At 60.5% G+C, this 14431-nt stretch carries 13 protein-coding genes; 9 read left to right on the top strand and 4 right to left on the bottom strand.

What is annotated here, in order from left to right; all coding sequences use genetic code 11:
• Positions 1-63 precede the first annotated feature (63 nt).
• Both AB4O40_RS00175 and AB4O40_RS00170 read left to right on the top strand, forming a co-directional pair.
• Positions 64-669, top strand: coding sequence for an SCO family protein (locus AB4O40_RS00175; RefSeq protein ID WP_056723114.1), 606 nt, complete (start codon positions 64-66; stop codon positions 667-669).
• Between the two features lies 1 nt (position 670).
• On the top strand, positions 671-1180 hold the full coding sequence (locus AB4O40_RS00170) for a copper chaperone PCu(A)C (RefSeq protein ID WP_056723116.1): 510 nt from the start codon (positions 671-673) through the stop codon (positions 1178-1180).
• A 119-nt stretch (positions 1181-1299) separates the two neighbouring features.
• Here the strand turns inward: AB4O40_RS00170 and AB4O40_RS00165 are convergent, their stop codons facing one another.
• Together AB4O40_RS00165 and AB4O40_RS00160 are read right to left on the bottom strand one after the other, a co-directional pair.
• Positions 1300-1716, bottom strand: a complete 417-nt coding sequence (locus AB4O40_RS00165; protein WP_046040328.1) for an organic hydroperoxide resistance protein — start codon at positions 1714-1716, stop codon at positions 1300-1302.
• Between the two features lie 121 nt (positions 1717-1837).
• Positions 1838-2167, bottom strand: coding sequence for a hypothetical protein (locus AB4O40_RS00160; RefSeq protein WP_056723118.1), 330 nt, complete (start codon positions 2165-2167; stop codon positions 1838-1840).
• 184 nt (positions 2168-2351) lie between these two features.
• On the opposite strand from AB4O40_RS00160, the gene potE reads away from it, so the two are divergent.
• The 7 genes from potE (at position 2352) to AB4O40_RS00125 (ending at position 11054) form a co-directional block, all read left to right on the top strand.
• Positions 2352-3761, top strand: a complete 1410-nt coding sequence (potE, locus tag AB4O40_RS00155; protein ID WP_056723119.1) for a putrescine-ornithine antiporter — start codon at positions 2352-2354, stop codon at positions 3759-3761.
• Positions 3758-6043, top strand: a complete 2286-nt coding sequence (locus AB4O40_RS00150; RefSeq protein ID WP_056723121.1) for an Orn/Lys/Arg family decarboxylase — start codon at positions 3758-3760, stop codon at positions 6041-6043. The genes potE and AB4O40_RS00150 overlap by 4 nt, the downstream gene beginning before the upstream one ends.
• Before the next feature lie 194 nt (positions 6044-6237).
• Complete coding sequence (locus AB4O40_RS00145) at positions 6238-6639, top strand: hypothetical protein (RefSeq protein ID WP_056723123.1); 402 nt, start codon at positions 6238-6240, stop codon at positions 6637-6639.
• Positions 6639-7178 carry an HD domain-containing protein gene (locus AB4O40_RS00140; protein ID WP_056723124.1) on the top strand — a complete coding sequence of 180 codons (540 nt, stop codon included), beginning with the start codon at positions 6639-6641 and terminating at the stop codon, positions 7176-7178. Before AB4O40_RS00145 ends, AB4O40_RS00140 begins: the two co-directional genes overlap by 1 nt.
• A gap of 200 nt (positions 7179-7378) precedes the next feature.
• Positions 7379-8992 (top strand): arylsulfatase, encoded by a 1614-nt coding sequence (locus tag AB4O40_RS00135; protein ID WP_056723126.1) that lies wholly within the window; start codon positions 7379-7381, stop codon positions 8990-8992.
• A 68-nt stretch (positions 8993-9060) separates the two neighbouring features.
• Positions 9061-10329 carry an OmpP1/FadL family transporter gene (locus tag AB4O40_RS00130; RefSeq protein WP_409079414.1) on the top strand — a complete coding sequence of 423 codons (1269 nt, stop codon included), beginning with the start codon at positions 9061-9063 and terminating at the stop codon, positions 10327-10329.
• A gap of 50 nt (positions 10330-10379) precedes the next feature.
• Entirely contained in the window at positions 10380-11054 is a 675-nt protein-coding gene (locus AB4O40_RS00125; RefSeq protein WP_460056810.1) for a DUF3313 domain-containing protein, read from the top strand.
• A gap of 148 nt (positions 11055-11202) precedes the next feature.
• On the opposite strand, the gene ligD is transcribed toward AB4O40_RS00125, so the two are convergent.
• Both ligD and AB4O40_RS00115 read right to left on the bottom strand, forming a co-directional pair.
• Entirely contained in the window at positions 11203-13239 is a 2037-nt protein-coding gene (gene ligD / locus AB4O40_RS00120; protein WP_460056813.1) for a DNA ligase D, read from the bottom strand.
• Between the two features lie 207 nt (positions 13240-13446).
• The gene (locus AB4O40_RS00115; protein WP_409079412.1) at positions 13447-14175 is read right to left on the bottom strand and encodes a tellurite resistance TerB family protein; all 729 of its coding nucleotides are present in this window, start codon (positions 14173-14175) and stop codon (positions 13447-13449) included.
• Positions 14176-14431: the final 256 nt, after the last annotated feature.

Here is a 14431-nt window from a genome sequence, read left to right as displayed (position 1 = left end):
ATTTTTTCGTCTGTACAGTCATCACGCTGTCATTTCAGCCTGTTCAACAGGATGCTTTTTTTCATGAGTACTTTGTATACCCGCCGGACTGTCCTGCAAGGCATGGGCCTGTTGAGCCTGGGCCTGCTCGCCGGTTGCGACGACAGCAGCAAGCTGTCGTTCAACTACGGCAAGGACCTCAGCGACAAGATCATGGGGCGTAACTTCAAGCTCAAGAACCCTGAGGGCGAAACCCGGATGCTGGGCAGCTATCGCGGCCTGATGCCGATGGTGTTCTTCGGTTTCACCCAGTGCCCGGCCGTGTGCCCGACCACCCTGGCCCGCGCCGCACAGGCCAAGAAACTGATGGGCCGCGATGGCGAAAGGCTGCAGGTGGTCTTCATCACCCTCGACCCTGAACGCGACACGCCAGAGTTGCTCGACAAGTACGTCAAGGCTTTCGACCCGAGTTTCGAAGCCCTGTACGGCACGCTGGAAGAAACCGCCGCCACCGCCAAGGAATTCGGCGTGTTCTTTGAGAAAGTCCCAAGCGGCGATACCTATACCCTCTCCCATACCGCGACCAGCTATGTCTTCGACTCCCGGGGCAATCTGCGCCTGGGACTGTCCGCGTCCCTGACGGCCAAAGAGTGCGCAGAAGACCTGCTCACCGTGATGGAGGTTTGCTGAAATGAATGCCCCGCAGGCTAAAAACCGCTTCGTGCAACGCTGCAAGCAACTGGCACTGGGCCTGTCCCTGGTCGGCCTGGCCCTTCAGGTCTCGGCACAAACCCGGGTCGACGACGCCTGGGTCCGCGCCACCGTGGCCGGCCAGCCGTCGAGCGGCGCCTTCATGACCGTCACCGCCAGCAGCGACAGCAAGTTGCTGAGCGTGCAAACGCCGGTCGCCAAGCTGGTGCAGATTCATGAAATGAGCATGAAAGACGACGTGATGAAGATGCAGCAGGTGGACTCCGTGGCTCTGCCGGCCGGCAAGCCGGTGAGCTTCGATCCCAACGGCTATCACATCATGCTGATGAACCTCACAGGCCAGATCAAGGACGGCGACAAGGTGCCACTGACCCTGACCGTCGAAAACGCCAAGGGCGAGAAAGAGTCGATTCAGGTAGAAGCCGTTGCCAAAGCGATTAACACCATGGATCACGGCACGATGATGCATGATCACAGCAAGATGAATTGAATTTCTCGTAGTATCGCAACACAAAAAAAGATCGCAGCCTGCGGCAGCTCCTACACCGATTTCGTAGGCGCTGCCGCAGGCTGCGATCTTTTTTTAGATCAAGACCTTTTCACGTCAACTTAAACAAGCTTGAGCACCACATTGATGTTGTTGCGCGTGGCTTTCGAGTACGGGCAGTACTGGTGCCCGGTGTCGACGATTTTCTGTGCGGTTTCACGGTCCAGCCCCGGCAGGCTGACATTGAGCCGCGCCTGCAGCAGGTAGCCGCCTTCATTGGTGCCCAAGTCAACCTCGGCATCGACCGCCACATCCTTGGGCAGCGCCACTTTCATTTCCCTGGCTGCAACCTGCATGGCGCCGATGAAACAGGCTGACCACCCGGCAGCGAACAGTTGCTCGGGGTTGGTTCCGCCACCGCCCGCACCCGGCGACGACAGCTTCACGTCGAGGATCCCGTCGGAGCTGCGGGACGCGCCATCACGCCCGCCGGTGGTGTGGGTTTGGGCGGTGTACAACACTTTATCGATCTGGCTCATGATGACCTCCTGATTGAGTTGTAAAAAACCGGTTTCACCCCATCGGGTCGCTGGGATGGTCAATCAATATAGTCGTCACAGCCCCGCACGGCGGTCGATCCGACCGACGCCCGCTTCTTCTTTATTTACGCGCCAACTTGTACCTGACGCAGTCCTCATAAAAGCTCTGGCGTACAGCAGCCGGTTTGAATCGCGACGGACTGTCATAAGTTTGCTCTGTAATGCCAAGAGCCATCATGCGCATCCAGCTTTTAGCGAACTTGTAGACCTGGATTTTCTGCCGGGCGGCATACAAGGAAACCCCTGAGAGCTTGAGTTCCTGTGCCCTTGCAGCGGTGCCCGCCCCCCAACTGCACATGTACTGATCTTTGGCGGCCAGTTCTTTTGCTTGAACCGAAGTGGCTATGCCCGCAACTACTAGCGGGACTAATGCGATCCATATCTTGCGCATTTCGACCTATCTAACCAATTGAAAACCAAGTAATTTTGCAGATAACTTTGAAACTTGGGGGCCAGCATCCTGCCTTTTTTGCAAATAAATGAAAAAGCCGGATGGGGGGTCGTCAATTTCTTGCGGGATTTCAAACCTTTGCTATAGCTAAGGTTCTCAATCGCCAACTAAGTGAGGCAACGGAATGTCAGTCGCAAAGAAAATGAGTGTGGGGCAACTGACAATGTTGACCGCCGTCAACATGTTGGGCTCAGGAATTATCCTGCTACCGACTAAACTCGCCGAAGTCGGTGCGATTTCTATCCTCTCCTGGCTGATAACGGCCACCGGCTCCCTCGCTCTGGCCTACGCCTTTGCGCGATGCGGGATGCTCAGCCGCAAGACCGGCGGCATGGGCGGTTATGCCGAATACACCTTCGGTAAAGCAGGTAACTACATCACCAACTACACCTACGGTCTCTCGCTGTTGATTGCCAACGTGGCGATCAGTATTACCGCCGTCGGCTACATCCAGGTGTTGTTCGGGATAAAGCTTGATTCGCTGCAAGTAGGCCTGGCCACTATTGCCCTGTTGTGGATCACCACTTTCGCCAACTTTGGCGGTGCCCGCATTACCGGCCGGATCGGCGCGGTCACGGTCTGGGGTGTGATTGCACCGGTGGTACTGGTATCCACGGTGGGCTGGTTCTGGTTCGACAGCAGCGTTTACGCCGCTGGATGGAACCCCCACGACAAGGGCTGGTTCGAAGCGGCAGGCGCCTCGGTGGCAATTACCCTGTGGGCCTTCCTCGGCCTGGAATCGGCTTGCGCCAACACCGACGCGGTGGAAAACCCTGAGCGCAACGTACCGATTGCCGTGCTGGGCGGCACCCTGGGGGCGGCGGTGATCTACATCGTCTCCACCAACGTCATCTTCGGCATCGTCGGCAACGAAGAACTGGTCACGTCCACCGCGCCGTTCGGCCTGGTGTTCGCCAAGATGTTCACCCCAATGGTCGGCGATATCGTGATGGCGGCCATGGTGCTCGCCTGCATCGGTTCGCTGCTGGGTTGGCAGTTCACCATCGCCCAGGTGTACAAAAGCTCGGCCGACACCGGCTACTTCCTGCCGATCTTTGCCAAGGGCAACAAAGCGGGAACGCCGATTGTCGGCATGCTGGTGCTGCTGGCGGCACAGACCGCGCTGGCCCTGCTCACCATCAGCCCCGACCTGAGCAAGCAGTTCGACACCCTGGTCAACCTCGCGGTGGTCACCAACCTGGTGCCGTACATCCTGTCCATGGCCGCACTGATGACCATGCAGAAAGTCTCCAACGTGCCGGAAGGCAAGGCACTGGCCACCAACGTCATCGCCCTGATCGCGGCGGCCTACAGTTACCTGGCACTGTACAGTTCCGGTGAACAGGCACTGATGCTGGGCGGCGTGGCCACGATCGTTGGCTACACCCTGTTCGGCTTCGTCAACAACCGCCTGATCCGCCTCGAAGCACTCAACAACAGCGTACCGACGCAAACCGTCAGCGCGCAGCACCTCACTGCCGAGCCAGTGCCGGTGAACAATCTGAATACAGCCACTATGGAGGTTCAAGCATGACGGAATATAAACACTCGCTGGGCATGCTGGCGCTACTGGTCAGCAGCCCGCCGGACAAGCGAACGGTGTTTGGCCGCGCCCTGGACCAACTGGTCCAGGACGTAGAGGGACGTGGTGTCAGCGTACTGGCCTCGGAAAGCCTCACCGATGCCGCCTCGATCCTGCGCTCGGACCCTGCCATTCAATGCGTGCTGATCCGTTGGGAAATGGACACCAGCGAAGGCCACGCCGACTGCACCAAATTGCTGGTCAAGCTGCGCGAGCGCAACACCCGCGTGCCGGTGTTCCTGATCAGCGACCGTACCACCGCGTCGAGCATTCCGTTATTGGTCATGCAGCACGCCGACGACTTCATCTGGCTGCCCGAGGACACCTCCCGCTTCCTCAGCGGGCGCATCCTGGCGGCCATCGAGCGCTATCGCCAGGCCGCCCTGCCGCCGATGTTCGGCGCGCTGGTGAAGTTTGCCCGCAGCTATGAATACTCCTGGCACACCCCAGGCCATGCCGGCGGCACCGCATTCCTGAAAAGCACAGCGGGTCGGGCCTTCTACGAGTTCTTCGGGGAAAACCTGCTGCGCTCCGACCTGTCGATCTCGGTGGGCGAACTCGGTTCGCTGCTCGATCACAGCGGCCCTATCGGCCAGGGCGAACGTTATGCCGCCAAGGTCTTTGGCGCCCACCGCACGTACTACGTGACCAACGGCTCGTCGATGTCCAACCGCGTCATCCTCATGGCCAGCGTCACGCGCAACCAGATCGCCCTGTGCGACCGCAATTGCCACAAGTCCGCCGAGCATGCGATGACCCTGTCCGGGGCGATTCCGACCTACCTGGTACCGACCCGCAACCGCTACGGCATCATCGGCCCGATCCTGCCGCAGACCCTGAGCGCCGAAGGCGTGAAAGCCGCCATCGCCGACAACCCGCTGGTCAAGCAAGGCATCGACCCGACGCCGGTGCACGCCATTGTCACCAACTCCACCTACGACGGCCTGACCTACAACGTCACCCGCGTCGAAGAACTGCTGGGTGAAAGCGTGGACCGCCTGCACTTCGACGAAGCCTGGTACGGTTATGCGCGTTTCAACCCGCTGTACAGCGGACGCCATGCCATGCACGGCGACCCGGCCGATCATGACAAGTCCGGGCCGACCGTGTTCGCCACCCAGTCGACTCACAAGCTGCTGGCCGCCCTGTCCCAGGCCTCGATGATCCACGTGCGTGACGGGCGTAACCCGATCGAACATGCGCGCTTCAACGAGTCGTACATGATGCACGCCTCGACCTCGCCGAACTACGCGATCATGGCGTCCTGCGACGTCAGCTCGGCGATGATGGAGGCACCGAGCGGGCAGATCCTCACCAACGAGTCGATTGAAGAAGCCATCAGCTTCCGCCAGGTGCTCTCGCGCATGCATAACGAGATGCTGAGCAAGGACGACTGGTTCTTCACCTGCTGGCAGCCGCCGACCGTACAGGTTGGCGCAGCGACCGTGCCGTTCCATGAGGTCGACCCGGCCACGCTGAAAACCGACCCGAACTGCTGGGTCCTGCACCCGAACGCGGTCTGGCACGGCTTCGGCGACATCGAAGACGGCTACTGCATGCTCGACCCGATCAAGGTCTCGGTGCTCAGCCCGGGCATGGGTGACGACGGCAACCTGCTCGCCTCCGGGATCCCCGCTTGCGTGGTCACGGCGTACCTGGGCCGTCAGGGTATCGTGGTCGAGAAAACCACCGACTTCACCATCCTGTTCCTGTTCTCCATCGGCATCACCAAAGGCAAGTGGGGCACGCTGCTCAACGCCCTGCTCGACTTCAAGCGTGACTACGACGACAACGCCGAGCTCGAGCTGTGCCTGCCCGACCTGTACAACGCCAACCAGCATCGTTATGCCGGTATGGGCCTGAAGGATCTGGCCAACGAAATCTTCGCCGCAATGAAGAAGCACAAGACCACCGCCAACATGTCCCAGGCCTTCGGCACCTTGCCAAAAGCCGAGTTCAGCCCGGTGGAGGCCTACGAAAAACTGGTGCGCAACGACATCGAGCTGGTGACGCTCAACGAAGCCGCCGGGCGTCTTGCCGCGACCGGTATCGTGCCGTATCCACCAGGCATCCCGCTGCTGATGCCGGGTGAGAACGCAGGGCCGGCGGACGGTCCGTTGCTGGCGTATCTCAAGGCACTGGAAGCCTTCGACAAATCCTTCCCCGGCTTCACCCATGACACCCACGGGATCGAAGTCGAAGACGGCGTTTATCGGATGCTGGTACTGAAATAGGTCACGCAGTTTCACCGCAACACCTGTGGGAGCGAGCTTGCTCCGGGCGGCGCTCCGACGATAGCGTTTTTGCAGTCAACATCACTGTTGCCTGACACGATGCCATCGCGAGCAAGCTCGCTCCCACATTGCTTTGCATCCCCCCAAAAATCCCTATGGGCAAACTCGATCACTGCGCTCTATGATTGATCCCCATGACCACCACTGCTGCGATCCGCTCACCCTGCCCGCCCGGCGCCTGCGACTGCGGGCGCGACCCGCTGCTGGAAACACCAGGGGCGGACCTGCGCATTCTGTTTCTGACCCGCAACGAAGAAAAACGCCTGATCGAGCGCCTGGAGAACCTGCAGAGCCTGAGCGATCTGGAGCACCTGCAACGGCGCATGCTCGAACAGTTGGGTATCCGCGTGCACATCGCCCCCGGTTTCAACGAAGTGCGCACCATGCGCGGCATCGGCATCCAGGTTGGCGAACTGCCGGGGCTGTGCCGCAAGACCCGCGCCAACATCCCCGCCGCCATTCGCCGGGCCATGGAAAAGCGCCCGGAGATCGCCTACGACCTGCTCAATGCCAACGACCTGTTGCGTGACGCCTGATGACACCTCTTCTCGAACTCCCCCTCACCGACGAGATTCTCACTTCGTTCGCCCTGGCCATCGGGGCCGACCTTCAGGGCTACCGCAACCATATTTACCGGGTGCTGAATTTCCATGGTGCCCTGCGTGGTGCCGAAGGCCTGCCCCCGGACGCGGTACAAATCGCGGCGGCGTTTCATGACCTGGGTATCTGGACCGATGACACCCTCGACTACCTGCCCCCGTCCATCGCCCTGGCCACCGAGTACCTCGACAACCGGCAACGACCGGAACTGAAAGATGAAGTCAGCGCGCTGATACTTGAGCATCACAAGCTGCGCCGGTATCGCGGTGTCTACGCCGACAGTGTCGAACCCTTCCGCCAGGCCGACCTGGTGGACGTATCCCTGGGCCTGGTGCGTTTCGGCTTGCCCCGCAGCTTCATCAAAACCGTGCAGGCGACCTTTCCCGATCACGGTTTCCACTCGATGCTGATCAAGCTTTCCGCCCGGCAGCTCATCCGCTCGCCGCTGCGGCCGCTGCCGATGTTTCGCTGGTAACACAAACGTCTGCCTTCCCCTCTGACGTCGCCATTGCCGGAAAGCCATTTCGCGGCAATGTGCCTGAAACACTAACTTTCTGACTATTCACTACTGGATATTTCGAAATTCAAACCTACGCTCTTCGCGGGGGGTAACGCATTTCAACGACGGTTGGGGGCTCGTCTCTATGTACTCACGCTAGTGCGCAGGAGCTCGACATGAACCGGACAACCTTTTCCTCGATGTTTGCAGTCCCCCTTTTACTGTCTGCAATGGCGTTTCCCGGTCAGGCCCTGGCCGCCGACAAGGCCCCCAACATTCTAGTGATCATGGGCGACGATATCGGCTGGTCGAATATCGGCGTCTACAACCAGGGCATGATGGCCGGCAGAACCCCCAACCTCGACCAACTGGCGAATGAAGGCATGCGTTTCACCGATTACTACGCCGAAGCCAGTTGCACCGCTGGACGCGCCAATTTCATCACCGGCGAACTGCCGATTCGTACAGGCATGACCACCGTCGGCCAGGCTGGCTCGCCCGTGGGCATTCCTGCCGAAGCCGTGACCATCGCGACCGCCCTCAAGGCCATGGGTTACGCCACCGGCCAGTTCGGCAAAAACCACTTGGGTGACCTCAACCAGTTCCTGCCCACCGTCCACGGTTTCGACGAATTCTTCGGTTACCTCTACCACCTCGATGCCATGGAAGACCCGGCGCACCCCAATTATCCGAAGGAGCTGCTGGACAGTGTCGGCCCACGCAACATGGTCCACAGCTGGGCCTCCACCACCGATGACACGACGGTGATGCCACGCTGGGGCAAGGTGGGCAAGCAGAAAATCGAAGACGCCGGCACGCTCTATCCGGAGCGGATGAAAACCGTCGACGAGGAAATTCGCGACAAGGCCTTCTCGTTCATCGACAAGGCCAAACAGGACAACAAACCCTTCTTCGTCTGGCTCAACCCGACCCGCATGCACATCGTCACGCATCTGTCCGACAAGTACCAGGCCATGCGCAACTCGGAAAATGGCTGGTCGGAACAGGAAGCCGGCATGGCGCAGCTCGATGACATCGTCGGCGACGTCCTGGCGAAGCTGAAAAAAGACGGCATGGACGACAACACCATCGTCATTTTCACCACCGATAATGGGGCCGAGAACTTCACCTGGCCCGATGGCGGTACGACGCCGTTTGCCATGGGCAAGGGCACGGTGATGGAAGGTGGCTTCCGGGTGCCGGCGATCATTCGCTGGCCGGGCAAGGTACCGGCCAACCAGGTCGCCAACGGCATCATGTCCGGCATGGACTGGTTCCCGACCCTGGTCGCGGCGGCGGGCAACCCGAACATTACCGCCGAACTGCTCAAAGGCAAACAATTGGGCGACACCACCTACAAAGTTCATCTGGACGGCTATGATCAAACTCCAATGATCACCGGAAAAGGACCGTCGAACCGCCATGAAATCTTCTACTTTGGAGAGAGCGCCTTGGGTGCAGTGCGCATAGACGACTACAAATATCGCTTCATCGACCAACCGGGTGGCTGGATGGGAGCTAAAGTTGCTGTGGATGTGCCGATCCTGACCAACCTTCGACTCGACCCGTTCGAGCGCATGGGCTGGCCGGAAAACCAGGCCGCGCAGGGTTCGCAACAGTACTTCGACTGGTTCAAGTTCCAGTTCTGGCGCTTCGTGTTCGTCCAGCAACAGGTGGCCAAACTGGCGGAAACGGCGATCGAGTTCCCGCCGATGCAAAAAGGCGCAAGCTTCAACCTCGACTCGGTTAAAGCCAAGATCGCCGCGGCTCGGGCAGAGATGGCCAAATAACAGCCGAATCCACGGGTGGCTTGTGCAGTCCACCCGTATTCGAAATGGACAATTGCTGAGGGATTTCAATGCCAATAAAAACAGCTGCCCTGCCCACTTCTGCGCTTCTTGCCCTGTGCTGCCAACAAGCCTGGGCCGGTGGCATCATGCTCTATGAAATCGGCACCGATAACGCCGGCCTGGCCAACGCCGGTGCCGCCGCCCGTGCCCAAGGCCCCTCGACCATCGCCAGCAACCCGGCGGGCATGAGTTTTCTGCCGGGCACGCAAATCACCGGTGGCTTGCAGGTGCTGTACGGCGACCTGAGCTTCGACCGCGACTCCGGCACCAACACCCCGGGCACAGGCAGTGGCAATGCCCTCGATCCGATGCCCGGCGCCAGCTTCTTCATCAGCCATGAACTCGACGAGCACTGGAGCGTCGGTTTCGGTTCCTATGGTGACTTCGGCCTGGCGCTCAATTACGACAACGACTGGTCCGGCCGCTACTTCGCACAAAACTCCAGCCTGCTCGGCTTGTCACTGGTACCGAGCGTGGCGTATCGCTTCAACGAGCAGTGGTCGGTCGGCCTCGGCGTCAAGGCCATGTACGGCATGTTGCAGGCCGACACCGCCATCGACCGCTCCCCTTTCGGCTTCACTGACCGCGCTGACGGCCAATACAAGTATCAGGACAACACCTGGGGCTATGGCGCCAACGTCGGTGTGATCTACGCCCCGCAACCCGGCACGCGCATCGGCCTGACCTACACCAGCCAGGTCGACCTGGACTTCAAGGACCGGCTTGATGTGAAGGGCGACGGACGTCTGCTCGACAGAGTCAACAACACCAACACCGAACTGGACATGAAGGTGCCGCAAACCGTCACCCTGAGCCTGTTCCAGCAACTGGACCGACAATGGGCACTGCTGGCCTCGGCCAACTGGCAGGACTGGTCGGAATTCGGCGACATCGCCGTAGAGGTCGACACCACGGCGTTCGGCTCGCAATCGAAGACCGTCGACGCCGGCTTCAAGGACACCTGGCACCTCTCCCTTGGCACGCAATACCAGGCCACCGAGCAGTGGTTGTGGAACTTCGGCGTGGCTTACGACAGCAGCGCCGTCTCGGACAGTAACCGCAGTGTAGTCGTGCCGATGAACGAATCCTGGCGTATTGCCACCGGGGCCACCTATGCTCTGGACAAGGACACCGATGTCAACGTCAGTTGGGCCATGGTCTGGCTCGGCGACATGCCGGTTGAGCAGACCAAATCCGTATCGGGCAATCGAGTATCCGGTCAATTCGACAATGCCTGGATTCAAGCCTTGAGCGGAAACATGACCTGGCGATTTTGATGTCTTGTAAACAAAAGAACGAAGATTTCTTCCAAGGAGTAAACACCACTATGAATCTGTCCCGAAAACTGCTCGTCGGCGCCACGCTGGCCAGTCTGCTGCTAGGCGGTTGCACCTCGAAAGTGACTGAGAAGGAGCAATACTCAGGCTTCCTGTCCAACTACAACAACCTGCAGGAAGTGGAAACGCCGAGCGGCGGTACCGTGATGCGTTGGGTCAGCCCTTCGTGGAACCCGAATGCCTATGACACCGTGGTGTTCAATAAACTGGAGCTCTACCCTGCGCCAAAACCCGATGAGCGGGTCAACCAGCAAACGCTGACCGACATTCAGAACTACATGACCAACAAGGCCAAGGCCACCCTGGGTCAGAAGTATCGCGTAGTGACCAACACCTCATCCGCACCGGCGGGTTCTCGTCCCCTGATCATGCGTGCGGCAATTACCGGGGTGAACGCCGAGAACGAAGGCATGAAGTGGTATGAAGTGGTTCCCATCGCGGCCGTCGTCGGCGCAACCCAGGCCGCCACCGGCCACCGTGACCAGGACACCACCCTGTTCATCGAAGCCGAGTTCGTCGACGCCAGGAGCAACCAGACCGTAGCCAAAGCGGTGCGTAAGGTGTTCGGCACCGAACTGAAAAACGAAAGCCAGCAGATTACCGCCAAGGACTTCAAGGCGGCGATCGACAAACTGGGTACCGACTTCCAGGCATTCCTCAAGTAACACCTGCCTTTGTGGCGAGCGAGCTTGCTCGCGCCGGGCTGCGTAGCGGCCCCTGGACTGTCGGCAACGACATGTTTTGCGACTGCTGCGCAGTCGGGAGCGGGAGCAAGCTCCCTCGCCACAGAGGTTCCCCTCCTGACCCTTGCGGTCACTTCTTCATCCCCACCCGCCGGCGCATCTCGGCATTGATCGCTTGTCGGGTTCCGGGCATCTGCGCCCACGGCCCATCCCCGACTTCAGCCAGACGTTCATGCACGTTGTGCAGGTTCCATTGATTGGCACCCTTGAGTTCGGCCACCTCTTCGCGCCAGATCGGCATCGACACCGGCAACCCTTCGCGGGTACGTACGGCGTAGGCGCAAATGGTGGTCGCCCCCAGGCCGTTGCGCAGGTAATCGATAAAGATCCGTCCGACCCGGTTCTTCGGTCCCGACACCGCCGAAAAACGCTCGGGCAACAGCTTGGCCATGTGGTTGACAATGGCATGGCTGAAATCCTTGACCTCGTCCCAACCGAGCTTGCGGGTCAACGGCACTACCACATGAATGCCCTTGCCGCCGCTGGTTTTCAGAAACGCCTTGAGCCCCAGTTCATCCAGCACCGACAGCGTCAGTTGCGTGGCCTCGACCATGCGCTTCCATGGCAGCGCCGGGTCCGGGTCAAGGTCGAGGACAAAACGGTCCGGCTTGTCGAGTTTGTCAGACGTCGCATTCCAGGTATGCAGTTCCACGGTACTCATCTGCACCGCGCCAACCAGCGCCTCGGCATTGTCGATGAGCATCATCGGCTGGCCGGTGAGTTGTTTGTCCAGCATGGTGATGCCGGGGATCGCCAGGTGCTCGGCGTTTTTCTGAAAAAACAGCTCGCCAGCGATGCCGTCCGGGGCACGCACCAGCGCCACCGGACGATCCTTGAGTTCGGGCAGGATCCACTCGGCGACACTGGCGTAGTACTGCGCCAGTTGCAGTTTGGTCGTGCCGCTGGCGGGGTCGATCACCCGGTCCGGGTGAGTGATGCGGACCTTGCCGTCCTCCAGACCGATCTGTGAGGGGGCAGGCGCGGTTTTCTTTTGCGTGGCTGCGGGCTTTGCCGTGCCGGTTTTTTTCTCAGTGGAGGTTTTCACGGTACTCGCACGCTCCTCGGTGATGGCTCGGGCCGGTTTGTCCTTGCGCAGACCATGGAACACGGCATGGCGTACCGAGCCGTCCCTGGTCATTTCAGCGAAGGCCACTTCCGCCAGCAGCCTGGGTTTGAGCCAGTGCACATCCCTGGCCTGCGAACCGACGGGTGGGTTAACCACAGGCGGCTTTTTCACCTGCAACGGCTTGAGTTGTTCATGGAGGCTGCGCAAGGTCGCCTCGTTGAACCCGGTGCCGACCTTGCCGGCGTAGCGCAACTCGCCGCCATCGCGGTCATGCAGCCCCAGCAGCAATGCCCCGAAGGCATGACGCGAGCCTTTCGGCTCGGTGAAGCCAACGATGATGAATTCCTGCCGTTGCTGGCATTTGAGCTTGATCCAGTCACTGCTGCGCCGGGAGAGATAGGGCGAACCCAGACGCTTGCCGATCAACCCTTCCATGCGCATCTGGCAGGCGCTGTCGAGCAAGGCCCGGGGCTCCTGGCCAAACGACTCGGAGAAGCGCAGCAACGGATCTTTATTGGCCTTGAGCACGGTCGCCAGCGCGGCCCGACGCTCTTCGACCGACACCTCGCGCAGGTCCACGCCATTGAGGTACGGCAGGTCGAACAGGTAGTAGAGAATGCCGTCGCTGCGATCCTCTTCGAAGGCGTTTTGCAGCGCCTGAAAGTCCGGCACACCCTGTTCGTCCATCACCACCATTTCACCGTCGAGCCACGCCGATTCGAGGCCCAGCGCGGCCAGGGCCGCGGCCTGCCCCGGCAGTTTGTGGGTCCAGTCGTGGCCATTGCGGGTGATCAGCTTCACCTCGCCGTGGTCGATGCGGGCCATGATGCGGTAGCCGTCGAACTTGATTTCGTAGCTCCACGGGCCGTCGGGGATTTTTTCCACCAACGTCGCCAACTCAGGCTTGAGCAACTCGGGTAGCCTGGCTTTGCGCGCACCGGTGAGGGGCGATGATGTTCCCGGGCGTGAGCGCTTGGCGGCGGCCCTGGAGGTCGCCGAAAAGTCACCCAGGCGGTTGTAATCATCGAGGTTACGGGGCATGGCTTACCTGCTTCACGCCAGGACGTCGAATGCAAACGTCTTCTAATCAAGCAGAGCCAGCGAGCGGCGCAATAATTCAATCAACGTTGAAAAAGCCCGGACGGACGGGCTTGTAGCGCGGGGTACGGCCGGTGTTTGCGCAGGTTGACCGAGTCATCGTTCTTCGCGAGCAGGCTCGCGAAGCTTTACCAAGGCGGATGCACCCTTTCAGGCAGTACCCTTGGCCTGCTGTTCCAGATGCAATTGCAATAGCGGGTCGATCTGCAACGCCGCAGCCAGTTCATCCAGATAGTTGCGCTCGGCGTCCTGCTGGTCGTCCACCAGCATCACACTGGCCAGGTACATCTCCGAGGCCATGGCCGGGTCGGTGGCCGATTGCGCCACTTCATTGGGGTCCAGAGGCTTGGCGACCTCGTCGTCCAGCCATTGCTGCAATTGCGGATCGTCGGTGTGACGGCCGATTTCAGTGCTGATCATGTGCTTCTCGGCTTCGTCGATGCGGCCATCGGCCTTGGCCGCGGCGATCAATGCCCGCAGGATCCCATGGCTGTGCTCCTCGGCCTCCGGGCCGGCCAGCAAGTCCACGGTCCGTGGCGCTTCTTGCGGCGCCGACGCCTGACTGCGTTGCCAGGCCTGGTACGCCTGGAACGCCATCATGCCCAGGGACGCCAGCGCCGCATAATTAGTGCCGCCAGCGGAGCGACTTTGCGGTGCACCGCCCATCGGCGAACCACCACCGAGCAAGCCACCGAGCAAATCGCCCAACCCAGCGCCACCACCGCCACTGCCTGCACCAGCACCACCACCCAACAAGCCGCCGAGCAATCCACCCAGGTCGCCGAGCCCGCCTTGGGCCGACGAGCCACCGCCCCCCTTTTGCGCCATCGAGCCCTGGCCGGCGCGCAGTAATTGTTCGAGCAGATCGCTGGTGTTCATGGCAGTTGTCCTCTTGAAGGGCGTTTATCCAGTCAGGCAACGATAGCCCCCGCCGGCGAATGTGCCAGCACCGTTGGGCTGACCCGCCCGCGCTACCGCGGATTGCTCCGGAGTATTTCCTGGCGGCGCAGCTAAGATTCACAGGTGGTGAACCTTATTCCCGCAAACCCGGTCGATACCTGCAACCCGACCCGGTTTGCCACCGCCCCCATACGCGGGGCGACAACTGGCTTGCTTCATTCACTGGAGAACGCCC

The organism is Pseudomonas sp. S2_F07, assembly GCF_054668325.1.
The sequence above is the reverse complement of the archived record's forward strand: the minus strand, read 5'-3'. Positions and strand labels throughout refer to the sequence as shown.

Bases quoted from the DNA above. Each gene is read 5' to 3' on its own strand.
- AB4O40_RS00145 (WP_056723123.1), top strand. From the start codon at position 6,238: ATGACCACCACTGCTGCGATCCGCTCACCCTGCCCGCCCGGCGCCTGC.
- potE (WP_056723119.1), top strand. From the start codon at position 2,352: ATGTCAGTCGCAAAGAAAATGAGTGTGGGGCAACTGACAATGTTGACC.
- AB4O40_RS00160 (WP_056723118.1), bottom strand. From the start codon at position 2,167: ATGCGCAAGATATGGATCGCATTAGTCCCGCTAGTAGTTGCGGGCATA.
- AB4O40_RS00135 (WP_056723126.1), top strand. From the start codon at position 7,379: ATGAACCGGACAACCTTTTCCTCGATGTTTGCAGTCCCCCTTTTACTG.
- AB4O40_RS00130 (WP_409079414.1), top strand. From the start codon at position 9,061: ATGCCAATAAAAACAGCTGCCCTGCCCACTTCTGCGCTTCTTGCCCTG.
- AB4O40_RS00170 (WP_056723116.1), top strand. From the start codon at position 671: ATGAATGCCCCGCAGGCTAAAAACCGCTTCGTGCAACGCTGCAAGCAA.
- AB4O40_RS00165 (WP_046040328.1), bottom strand. From the start codon at position 1,716: ATGAGCCAGATCGATAAAGTGTTGTACACCGCCCAAACCCACACCACC.
- AB4O40_RS00125 (WP_460056810.1), top strand. From the start codon at position 10,380: ATGAATCTGTCCCGAAAACTGCTCGTCGGCGCCACGCTGGCCAGTCTG.
- AB4O40_RS00115 (WP_409079412.1), bottom strand. From the start codon at position 14,175: ATGAACACCAGCGATCTGCTCGAACAATTACTGCGCGCCGGCCAGGGC.
- AB4O40_RS00140 (WP_056723124.1), top strand. From the start codon at position 6,639: ATGACACCTCTTCTCGAACTCCCCCTCACCGACGAGATTCTCACTTCG.
- AB4O40_RS00150 (WP_056723121.1), top strand. From the start codon at position 3,758: ATGACGGAATATAAACACTCGCTGGGCATGCTGGCGCTACTGGTCAGC.
- AB4O40_RS00175 (WP_056723114.1), top strand. From the start codon at position 64: ATGAGTACTTTGTATACCCGCCGGACTGTCCTGCAAGGCATGGGCCTG.
- ligD (WP_460056813.1), bottom strand. From the start codon at position 13,239: ATGCCCCGTAACCTCGATGATTACAACCGCCTGGGTGACTTTTCGGCG.